The organism is Streptomyces sp. PsTaAH-137, from assembly GCF_003259365.1.
Classification (GTDB): Bacteria; Actinomycetota; Actinomycetes; order Streptomycetales; family Streptomycetaceae; genus Streptomyces.
In genome coordinates, this window is the sequence record NZ_QLLY01000009.1 from 115183 (window position 1) to 125243 (window position 10061).

Genomic DNA, 10061 nt, shown 5'->3' on the forward strand with positions numbered 1-10061 from the left:
CCGCTTGCTCAGCTCGACACGTGGACGTAGTCGACGACGAGCTGCTGCGGGAACTGGGTGCTGCCGTCCGGGTCGCCCGGCCAGTAGCCGCCCACCGCCAGGTTCAGGATCACGAAGAACGGCTTCTCGAAGACCCACTGGTTGCCGCCCACGTCGGCGGGCGTCCGGGTCTGGTACACGGTGCCGTCCACCGACCACTTGATCTCGTTCGGCGACCAGTCCACCGCGAAGGTGTGGAAGTCGTCCGCGAACGCCTGACCGTTCGGCAGCGAGTACGGCGCGCCGATGCCGCCCGACCCCGAGTAGCCGGGACCGTGGATCGTGCCGTGCACCGTGGACGGCTCGAAGCCGACGTTCTCCATGATGTCGATCTCGCCGGAGTTCGGCCAGCCGACCGAGCCGATGTCGTCGCCGAGCATCCAGAACGCGGGCCAGATGCCCTGGCCGCGCGGTATCTTCATCCGCGCCTCGACGTGCCCGTGCGTCGTCGAGAACTTGCCCGACGTGTTCAGCCGCGCCGAGGTGTACTCGCACGTGCCGTACCAGCACTGGTAGTTGGACGGGTTCTCCTTGCGGGCCGTGATCACGAGGTGGCCCTGGCCGTCGAGAGCGGCGTTGCTGTTGCCCGCCGTGTAGTACTGCCGTTCATGGTTGTTGACGTTGTCGCCTGTCTCGGTCTGCCACTTCGAACCGTCGACCGCCGAACCCGCGGGCCCGTCGAAATCGTCGGAGAAGGTCACCGCGGCGGCCCGGGCGTCATCGGTCCCCGCGGCGTTGGCGACGGGCACGAGTCCCGCGCCGAGGCACAGGAGCGCGGCCGCGCCGAGCGGGAGCCTGCGCCGCAGGAACGTACGGGAGCGGTGTGAACTGCGCATGGAACATCACGTCACTTCGGGTAGGGGGATCGTGTCTGTCTCGGACACGCCAGAAAGTGAAGACAAGGGAGTTGCCTGTGGTGCGGTGAGTTCAAGGGTTGATTTAAGGGGCGCCCGGAAAGGACGTCAAGGGATTCGTCTGTACCAACTTCCCGTCCGTGGAGTCCGGTTGGACCGTCACCGGGGTGTGCCGCGGCCCCGCGCACGCCCCGTACTAGGGTTTTCGTGATCACGCCACGTGATCGCAACAGCCGATCGAACAGGGGAGCCCGGGTGGCCACGCCGCGTTGCGCCGTACTCGACGACTACCAGGGCGTCGCCCGCGACCTCGCCGACTGGGACCGCCTCGCCGGCCGGGTCGACGTCCGCTTCCTCGACCGGCACCTCACGGACCACGACGCGCTCGCCGCCGAACTCGCCGACTGCGAGATCGTCGTCGTGATGCGCGAACGCACCCCCTTCCCGGCCGCGCTCTTCGACCGGCTGCCCCGGCTGCGGCTGCTGATCACCTCCGGCCTGCGCAACGCCTCCATCGACCTCGCCGCCGCGGCCGCCCACGGCGTCACCGTCTGCGGCACGCCCAGCAGCTCCGAGCCCCCGGCCGAGCTGACCTGGGCGCTGCTGCTCGGCCTCGCCCGCGGCGTGGTCACGGAGAACGACAGCCTGCGCGAGGGCGGCCCCTGGCAGACCACGCTCGGCGCCGACCTGCACGGCAGCCGGCTCGGACTGCTCGGCCTCGGCAAGATCGGCACCCGCGTGGCCCGGGTCGGCGCCGCCTTCGGCATGGACGTCACCGCGTGGAGCCAGAACCTCACCGAGGAGCGCGCCGCGGCGGCGGGTGCCACCCTCGCCGCGTCCAAGGAAGAACTCCTGGAGACCAGCGACTTCGTCTCCGTGCACCTCGTCCTCGGCGACCGCACCCGCGGCCTGATCGGCGCCGACGAACTGCGGCGGATGCGCCGCACCGCCTACCTCGTCAACACCTCACGGGCCGCGATCGTCGACCAGGACGCCCTTCTCCGGGCGCTCCGCGAGGGCTGGATCGCCGGCGCGGGCAGCGATGTCTTCGAGACCGAACCGCTCCCGCTCGACCACCCGCTGCGCACCGCCCCGAACTTCCTCGGCCTGCCCCACCTCGGCTACGTCACCCGGCGCAACTACGAGGGCTACTTCCGGGGCGCGGTCGAGGACATCGAGGGCTATCTGTCGGGACAGCCCGTACGCACGCTGGGCTGAGCCGCCCCGGCTCAGGCGCACCCGGTACGGAATCCGCCGGCGGCGAGACCCGTGCAGAACGCCGCCCGCGCCTGCGTGTTCCGGGACAGGCGACCGTCCGCGAACCAGGTCGAGTCGGGCGGGAAGTCGAACGAGCCGTCGTCCTTTCCGTCCCAGCCGTAGCGGAAGTCGAGATTGATGTACGTGACCGTGCTGATGACGTCCGACAGGTCGTAGGTGCCCGCCATGTTCGGGATCGGGCCACGGTAGTCGAGCAGGCCGAAGAGCCGCTTCGTCCACGTCGCGCCACGGACCGGCTCGGCGCCGCTGGTGTCACCGTCGTCGGCGGTGAAGTTCATCATCCCGGACTCGGAGACGATCATCTTCTTCCCGTGGTCCTGGGCGAACTTCATCATCTTCAGGACGTTCGCGTCGTAGTCCCAGTTCTTCCACACGGCGCTCGGATTCCCCGAGGAGTCGGTGGCGAGATAGGCGTTGCGGCACTGCAACGCGGAGGTGTCGTAGTTGTCCGGAGGAGTGCCGTTGTAGAGATAGCCGCCCATGTCGTGGATGGGCATGCACAGTTCGTGGGCGAAGATCGAGACGCCGATCTGGTCCACCACCGCGTCGCCGGGATAGAGCTTCTCGAACTCGCCGCGCACCGGGTGGAAGACGAAGCGGACGTTGTCCTGGTGCACGCGCCCCCGGATCAGCGAGCGGATCCGGGCGAAGGCGTTCTTGTACGAGGCGCAGGTGTCGTCGGTGCAGTGGTAGAAGGAGCTCACCTCGTAGTCGAGGCGGAGCAGGAACGTGGCCGCGGGGTGGGCGTCGATGAAGCCGATGAGGGTGTCGAACCGGTCGGCGTAGCGGCCGTCGGCGAGTTCCTGGGTGACGGCGCGCGAGCGGGCGGCCTTGGCGTTCTCGTCGCCGCCCCCGAAGCCGGGCGGGTTGTCCTTCCAGCTGATGCCGACCTGCACGGTCTTCCCCTGGTCGGCGAGGAAGGACGCGTAGTCGGCGTGGCCCGCGCCGACCCAGGTGCCGGAGGCGAGTTCGTAGTAGACCGAGCCGCCGTCCGGTGCCTGCCCGAAGGAGGTGTAGTCGTCCCAGGCCGCCTTTGTGGACTGCCCGATGAGCAGGGTGCGCGGGGTGGACGGTGCGGCGGTGGCGTGGGTGGTGGAGGGGATCAGCCAGGCGAGGGCGAGGAGCACGGTGAGGAGCAGGAGGTGCGGGCGGCTTCTGCGGCCCGTGGTGGGGGTGGGCATGGGGCACTCCAGTCTGCCGGGCCGCTGACGTGGGGTCGGGCGGCCCGGCGGAGGGACGAGGGGGTGGGCGGCGGGACGGCGGGGGAGCGGCCGTCCCGCCGCCGGGGAAAGGGGGCCGGGGTCAGCCGTTGGCCCAGCCCGAGCCCCGCAGCTGGTCGAGGAAGCGGTCGCGGATCGTGGGATTCGCCTGGATGCGGGAGTCGCCCCAGTAGCCGTTGGCGCAGCCGGGGCCGCCGGCCTGGGCGCCGTCGGCGCACTGCCACTGCGTCTGGCTGTCCCAGTCGGTGTTGATGTAGGCGGCGGCCCGTACCACGTCCCGGTTGGCGGCGATCCAGTCGAAGTACGGCTGGTACCACTCGTTCCAGACGGTGTCCGCGTCGGTGGCGGCCGGGCTCTTGCGCATGATGCAGCTCTTGGTGCCCGCGCCGTTGTCGTAGCCCTGCGGTGCGGACTCGGCGACCATCACCGGCTTGCCGTGCCCGCGGGCGAAGTCGAGCACGCGGTCCTGGAGTGCGGCCGGCGCGGTGTCGGTCGCACTGCATCCCCACTGGGTGGCCACGGATCCGGCGGAGTAGAACGAGGACATGCCCACCCAGTCGACGTACTGGTCACCGGGGTACCAGGCGTCGAAGTGGTGCGGGTCGGTGACGACGTAGTTCCACTCGGGGTGGTCGGTGCTGGTGTTGAGCGGCCAGGCCGCGGTCTGCCAGACCGTGGCGACCTTCGTGGCGCCGAGGGCGTCGATGCGGCCCTTGATGTAGGCGAACGCCTGCTTGTAGAAGTCGGCGTTGTAGCAGTTCCAGGGGCCGTCGAACTCGTAGCCGATCCGCAGGAACACCTGGCGGTCGTAGCCCTTGAGCCTGGTCACCATCTCGTCGACCTTGTCGCGGTAGCGCGTGACGAGGTTCGGGCTGCCCGAGGTCACGTCGCTGTCGTTCGTGCCGATGATGGCGCGCAGCGGCTGGTTGTTGCAGCCGGTGGTGGCGTCCGAGAGGTAGAGGCCGACGGCGACGGCCGCGTCCGGGTACTGGCCGAGGGTGCTGTTGAAGTCGACCGTTCCGGCACCCCAGTTGGCCGGTCCGGTCATCCCGGCGAGCGGCTCCGGGCTGCCGCCGAGCACCAGGTTCGTGTAGAGGGTGACGCCGCCGGGTGCGGGCGCTCCGAGGGCCGACCGGTCGAGCACGTCGCGCTTGTAGTCGGCGAGGGTGTCGCTGTCCTGGCCCATGATCGACAGCGTCTTGCCGTCGGGCGGGAGGTTGCGGGCCGCGACGGCGGTGTCCGCCGCCGCGGGCACGGTGCCGAGCAGTCCGAGCACGGCCACCGCGAGCGCCGCGGCTCCGAGGTTTCTGAGGCGATTCACGGGTCAACTCCTCGTCGTGGGGGTGAGTTCCGCCCCGCATCGTGGGGACCGCCCGGGGTTACGTCAATGAATCACGTAAGTTTCGTAGAAGTGTGCTGGCCGGGAGGCTGCTCTCGAAACGTGCTGTGCGGCGGTGCGCAGGCTCATCGTTCTCAAAAGCCCTGCGATCAGGGCTGATTCTGGGGTCGGGAACGCGGTCGCCGTTTCCGAATGTTCTCCGAAACTCTTGACAGCAAGTTTCGAAAGCCGTCAGGTTGTGCGCATCGAAACGCCTTCGCGTCCCTCGGTCTCCCACTCACTCACGATCCCCGGAGGTCCCCCATGGGCTCCTCGCATGCCCGCAGATCCGTCGCCGCGGCAGCCGGACTCGCCACCCTGCTCGTCCTGTCCGGCTGTTCCTCCGGTTCGGTGGAGTCCGACGGCAAGATCACGCTGACCGTCGCCACCTTCAGCGACTTCGGGTACAAGCCGCTGATCAAGGAGTACGAGAAGGCGCACCCGGACATCGTGGTGAAGGAGCGGATCTCCCAGCTCGACCAGCACCACAACAGCCTCTCCACCCAGCTGTCCTCGGGCAGCGGCGCCGCCGACGTCGTCGCCGTCGAGGAGGGCTATCTGCCCAAGTTCCGTACCGTGCAGGACAAGTTCGTCAACCTCGCCGACTTCGGCGGGCTGAAGCGCAAGGACGAGTACCTGCCGTACAAGTGGGCGCAGGGCACCGCCGACGGCGGAAAGTTCGTCATGGGGTACGGCACCGACGTCGGCGGTCTCGCCATCTGCTACCGCAAGGACCTCTTCCAGAAGGCGGGGCTGCCCACGGACCGGGAGGCGGTGGGCAGGCTGTGGCCCACCTGGGACGCGTACTTCAAGGCCGGTGACACCTTCCGCGCCAAGGTGAAGGACCACACGTGGTTCGACTCGGCGGGCAATGTGTTCAGCGCGATGATGAACCAGACCGAGTACGGGTTCTTCGACGCCCGCGACTCCTACATCGCCGACAAGAACCCCGACGTGAAGCGGTCCTTCTCCGCCGCCGCCGACGCCGCGGCCGACGGCATGTCCGCCAACCTCGTCCCGTTCAGCCAGCAGTGGAACGCGGGCATCAAGCAGGGCCGGATGGCGACCATCACCTGCCCCGCCTGGATGACCGGCCTCATCCAGACCGCGGCCGGCAAGGAGGGCCAGGGCAAGTGGGACATCGCCGCCGTGCCCGGAGGCGGCGGTAACTGGGGCGGCTCCTTCCTCACCGTGCCCAAGCAGGGCAAGCACACCAAGGAGGCCGCCGAACTCGCCGCGTTCCTGACCTCGGCGGACTCCGAGAAGAAGATCTTCCAGGGGCCGACCGGCTCGCTCCCGTCGCTGACCGGCGCGCTCTCGGACCAGGCCGTCCAGGACACCCGGCAGAAGTACTTCAACGACGCTCCGACGGGCAAGATCTTCGCCGCCTCGGCGCAGGGCCTCAAGCCCAGCTACCGCGGCACCAAGGACCAGCAGGTGCGCATCCCGTTCGCCAACGCCCTGCAACTCGTCGAGCAGCGCAAGTCCTCGCCCTCCGAGGCCTGGCAGAAGGCCCTGACCGACGCGGCGAAAAACCTCAAGCACTGACCGCCCGACACTCCTGCCCGCAAGGAGGGCTCCATGGCGGTCCACACCGCCGGTGCCGAGCGCACCCTCGGCACCGACGCACCACCGGGCCGCCGTGCCCGCAGGCGGCCGACCCGGCAGAGCCGCATCACGCCGTACACCTTCGTCGCACCGTTCTTCATCGTCTTCGGGGTGTTCGGCCTCTACCCGCTGCTCTACACGTTCTGGGTCTCCCTGCACCGCTGGGACCGGCTCACCGGCGACGGCGGATTCACGGGGCTCGCCAACTTCCGCGACCTGTTCGCCGACCCCGACTTCTACAACGCCACCTACAACACCTTCAGCATCTACCTCCTCTCCACCGTCCCCCAACTCCTGCTCGCCCTGGCCGTCGCCTGGCTCCTCGACCGTCGGTTGCGGGCCAGGACGACCTGGCGGGCGCTCGTCCTCGTACCGCAGTACGTGTCCGTGGTCGCCGTCGCCCTCGTCTTCTCCCAGCTCTTCGGGCGCGACTTCGGCGTCGTCAACTGGGTCCTGGAACAGCTCGGCCTGATCAGCGCCCCCGTCGACTGGACGGCGGACACCTGGAGTTCGCACCTCGCGATCAGCTTCATGGTGATGTGGCGCTGGACCGGCTACAACGCCCTGATCTATCTCGCGGCGATGCAGGCGGTCCCGCGCGACCTGTACGAATCCGCGATGGTCGACGGCGCCGGACGGCTCCTCACCTTCCGCCGTATCACCCTGCCCGCGATCCGCCCGACCCTGCTCTTCACCGTCGTGATCTCGACCATCGGCGGCCTCCAACTCTTCGCCGAACCGCTGCTGTTCGACTCCCAGGCCAACGCCGAGGGCGGCACGGAGCACCAGTTCCAGACGCTGACGCTGATGCTCTACAAGTACGGGTTCATCAACAACGACGCCGGATACGCCTCCGCCATCTCCTGGGTGCTGTTCCTCGTCATCGCCGCCGTCGCCGCGCTCAACTTCTTCCTCACCCGACGCCTCGGCGGCTCCGACCGATGACCCACGCCCCCGAAGGAAACCCCCGCATGGCCACCTCCCTCGCCGCCAGACGCCCGCGCACCCGCGCCGCCGGACCCCGGCGCCACGACAGCGCGGGACCGCTGGCCTACGCCCTGCTCGCCGCCGTGGTCCTGGCCTCGGTCTTTCCCCTGTACTGGACCTTCGTCGTCGCCTCGCACAGCGACAACTCCGTCCTCGGCGGCTCGACCCCGTCCCTGGTGCCCGGCGGCCATCTGCTGGAGAACATCCGGCGCGTCTTCGACACCGTCGACTTCTGGAAGGCGCTCGGCAACTCCTTCACCGTCGCGGGCAGCACGGCCGTCAGCAACGTCCTGCTGTCCTCGCTCGCCGGGTACGCCTTCGCCAAACTCCGCTTCCCCGGCCGCGACGCGCTCCTCGTCGTGGTGATCACCACGGTGATGGTGCCGACCCAGCTCGGCATCATCCCGCTGTACCTCCTCGTCACCGACATGGGCCTGTACGGAAAGCTCAGCTCCCTCATCGTGCCCGCGCTCGTCTCCGCGATCGGCGTGTTCTGGATGCGGCAGGCCATGGAGGAGAACATCCCCGACGAGCTCATCGAGGCGGCCCGGATGGACGGCGCCGGACAACTGCGCACCTTCTGGTACGTCGCCTGGCCCGGGGTGCGCTCGGTGGCCGCGGTGCTCGGCATGTTCACCTTCATGTTCGCCTGGAACGACTACTTCTGGCCGCTGATCGCGCTGCCCCCGGAGAACGGCACCGTGCAGATCGCCCTGAACCAGCTCGCCGCCGGCTACTACACCGACTACACGCTGATGCTCGCCGGCGTCGTGGTCTCCGTCGTCCCCGTGCTCGCGCTCTTCGCCGTCCTGGCCCGGCGCATCGTCTCCGGGGTGATGGCCGGCGCCGTCAAGGGATGAGCCGCGCGCCCCGCCGCCCCGACCCCACCGATCCCCGAGGAACCGCATGACTGCCGCCGCGCCCGCGACCGGGCCGACCCCCGCCGCCCCGCAGCCCGCCACCGGGCGGCCCCCGACGATCCGCAACCCCGTGCTAGCCGGATTCCACCCGGACCCCTCGCTGCTCCGGGTCGGCCAGGACTACTACCTCGCCACCTCCACCTTCGAATGGCTGCCGGGCGTCACCCTGCACCACTCCCGCGACCTGGTGAACTGGCGTCCCCTGGGCGGCGCGCTGACCGAGGAACGGCTCATCGACCTCGCCGGCGTCCCCGACTCCGGCGGAGTGTGGGCGCCCTGCCTGTCGTACGCCGACGGGCTGTTCCACCTCGTCTACTCCCACGTCACGAGCCTGGCCGGCGCCCACAAGGACGTACGCAACTGGGTCACCACCTCGCCCACCCCCACCGGCCCGTGGTCCGAGCCAGCTCCCGCGCCCGGCGGCGGATTCGATCCGTCCCTCTTCCACGACACCGGCCCCGGTGGCAGCGGCCGGAGCTGGCTGCTGTGGCTGACCTGGGACCACCGGCCGGGCCACGACCCGTTCGGCGGCATCCTGCTGCAGGAGTGGGACCGGGCCGCGCGCCGACCCGTCGGGGAAGCGCGGCGGATCTTCTCCGGCACCCCGCTCGGCCGCACCGAAGGCCCGCACCTGTACCGCAAGGACGGCTGGTACTACCTGTTCACCGCGGAGGGCGGCACCTCCTGGGAGCACGCGGTGACCGTGGCCCGCTCCCGCGACATCACCGGCCCCTACACGCCCGATCCGGCCGGACCGCTGCTCACCGCGTACGGCGACGACACCCTGGAACTCCAGAAAGCAGGCCACGGCAGCCTCGTCGAGACCCCCGAAGGTGCCTGGTACCTGGCGCATCTCACGGCCCGTCCGCTGACCGCGCACGGCGCCTGCGTCCTCGGCCGCGAGACCGCGCTGCAACGCGTGCACTGGACCTCCGACGGCTGGCCGCGCGTCGACGGCGACGCGGGCCCCGGACGCCCCTCCGTGCACGTCCCCGCCCCGACAGCGGAGCGGCGCGGAACACGGCCCGCCGCGCCGCCCGCCGGAGTCCTCGGTCCCGAGTGGATGACCCTGCGCCGCCACCCCGACCCGTCCTGGCTCACCCGCGGCGGCCCGGCCCACGACACCCTGAGGCTGCGCGGCGGCGAGTCGCTCTCCTCGCTCCACGACCAGAGCCTCGTGGCCCGCCGCCAGCAACACCTGCGCTTCACGGCCGGGGCGACGGTGTCCTTCGCCCCCTCCTCGCCCCAGCACATGGCGGGCCTGGTCCACTTCTACAACACCCAGCTCTGGCACTACGCCCACGTCACCTGGGACGAGGAGCGGGGCAGGGTGCTGCGCCTCGCCGTCTGCGACCGCGGCCGGTACGCCGAACCCACACCGCCCGTTCCGCTGCCGGCGAGCGGCCCCGTCCGGCTGCGGCTGACCGGACAGGGCGCCGAGGCCGCCTTCACCTGGTCGGTCGACACCGACGACGGCCCGCGCGCGGAACGGCCGCTCGGCCCGGCGCTCGACGTGACCCGGCTCTCCGACGAGTACGCGACCGTCGGCACCGGCGCACACTTCAGCACCTGGGGTTTCACCGGGGCCTTCATCGGCGTGTGCGCGCAGGACCTCACGGGCGGCGGACTGGGCGCCGACTTCACCGCGCTCGCCTACCAGGGGACGGACGACCGATGAAGGGCCCTAGGGCCTGTCTTCAAACTCCCCTCTGCCCCGCGACGCCTGGCACGCACTCTCGCCGCACCGGGCGCAAAGCCGAGTACGTCCAGTACGAGG

At 70.1% G+C, this 10061-nt stretch carries 8 protein-coding genes; 5 read left to right on the forward strand and 3 right to left on the reverse strand.

The features are described 5' to 3' along the window. Positions 1–8: 8 nt before the first annotated feature. Positions 9–875, reverse strand: a complete 867-nt coding sequence (locus K377_RS20965; RefSeq protein ID WP_181512612.1) for a family 16 glycosylhydrolase — start codon at positions 873–875, stop codon at positions 9–11. A 273-nt stretch (positions 876–1148) separates the two neighbouring features. On the opposite strand from K377_RS20965, the gene K377_RS20970 reads away from it, so the two are divergent. Next, positions 1149–2111 (forward strand): D-2-hydroxyacid dehydrogenase family protein, encoded by a 963-nt coding sequence (locus K377_RS20970; protein WP_111664977.1) that lies wholly within the window; start codon positions 1149–1151, stop codon positions 2109–2111. An 11-nt stretch (positions 2112–2122) separates the two neighbouring features. Here K377_RS20970 and K377_RS20975 read toward each other — a convergent pair whose 3' ends face one another. Both K377_RS20975 and K377_RS20980 read right to left on the reverse strand, forming a co-directional pair. Continuing rightward, the gene (locus tag K377_RS20975) at positions 2123–3352 is read right to left on the reverse strand and encodes a hypothetical protein (RefSeq protein WP_111664978.1); all 1230 of its coding nucleotides are present in this window, start codon (positions 3350–3352) and stop codon (positions 2123–2125) included. Positions 3353–3473: 121 nt separating this feature from the next. Next, the gene (locus K377_RS20980) at positions 3474–4712 is read right to left on the reverse strand and encodes an endo-1,3-beta-xylanase (protein ID WP_237551360.1); all 1239 of its coding nucleotides are present in this window, start codon (positions 4710–4712) and stop codon (positions 3474–3476) included. Between the two features lie 321 nt (positions 4713–5033). Between K377_RS20980 and K377_RS20985 the strand changes: the two genes are divergently transcribed. Genes K377_RS20985 through K377_RS21000 form a run of 4 tightly spaced genes read left to right on the forward strand, consistent with a single transcriptional unit; the run spans position 5034 to position 9962 of the window. Then, the gene (locus K377_RS20985; RefSeq protein WP_111664979.1) at positions 5034–6317 is read left to right on the forward strand and encodes an ABC transporter substrate-binding protein; all 1284 of its coding nucleotides are present in this window, start codon (positions 5034–5036) and stop codon (positions 6315–6317) included. Positions 6318–6350: 33 nt separating this feature from the next. Continuing rightward, the gene (locus K377_RS20990) at positions 6351–7322 is read left to right on the forward strand and encodes a carbohydrate ABC transporter permease (RefSeq protein ID WP_111664980.1); all 972 of its coding nucleotides are present in this window, start codon (positions 6351–6353) and stop codon (positions 7320–7322) included. A 26-nt stretch (positions 7323–7348) separates the two neighbouring features. After that, the gene (locus tag K377_RS20995) at positions 7349–8224 is read left to right on the forward strand and encodes a carbohydrate ABC transporter permease (protein WP_111664981.1); all 876 of its coding nucleotides are present in this window, start codon (positions 7349–7351) and stop codon (positions 8222–8224) included. Positions 8225–8270: 46 nt separating this feature from the next. Continuing rightward, the gene (locus tag K377_RS21000; protein WP_111664982.1) at positions 8271–9962 is read left to right on the forward strand and encodes a glycoside hydrolase family 43 protein; all 1692 of its coding nucleotides are present in this window, start codon (positions 8271–8273) and stop codon (positions 9960–9962) included. The last annotated feature ends 99 nt before the right edge of the window (positions 9963–10061 follow it).

Excerpts from the sequence above, each read along its gene's own strand:
- K377_RS20995 (WP_111664981.1), top strand. The coding sequence starts at position 7,349 with ATGGCCACCTCCCTCGCCGCCAGACGCCCGCGCACCCGCGCCGCCGGA.
- K377_RS20975 (WP_111664978.1), bottom strand. The coding sequence starts at position 3,352 with ATGCCCACCCCCACCACGGGCCGCAGAAGCCGCCCGCACCTCCTGCTC.
- K377_RS20965 (WP_181512612.1), bottom strand. The coding sequence starts at position 875 with ATGCGCAGTTCACACCGCTCCCGTACGTTCCTGCGGCGCAGGCTCCCG.
- K377_RS21000 (WP_111664982.1), top strand. The coding sequence starts at position 8,271 with ATGACTGCCGCCGCGCCCGCGACCGGGCCGACCCCCGCCGCCCCGCAG.
- K377_RS20990 (WP_111664980.1), top strand. The coding sequence starts at position 6,351 with ATGGCGGTCCACACCGCCGGTGCCGAGCGCACCCTCGGCACCGACGCA.
- K377_RS20985 (WP_111664979.1), top strand. The coding sequence starts at position 5,034 with ATGGGCTCCTCGCATGCCCGCAGATCCGTCGCCGCGGCAGCCGGACTC.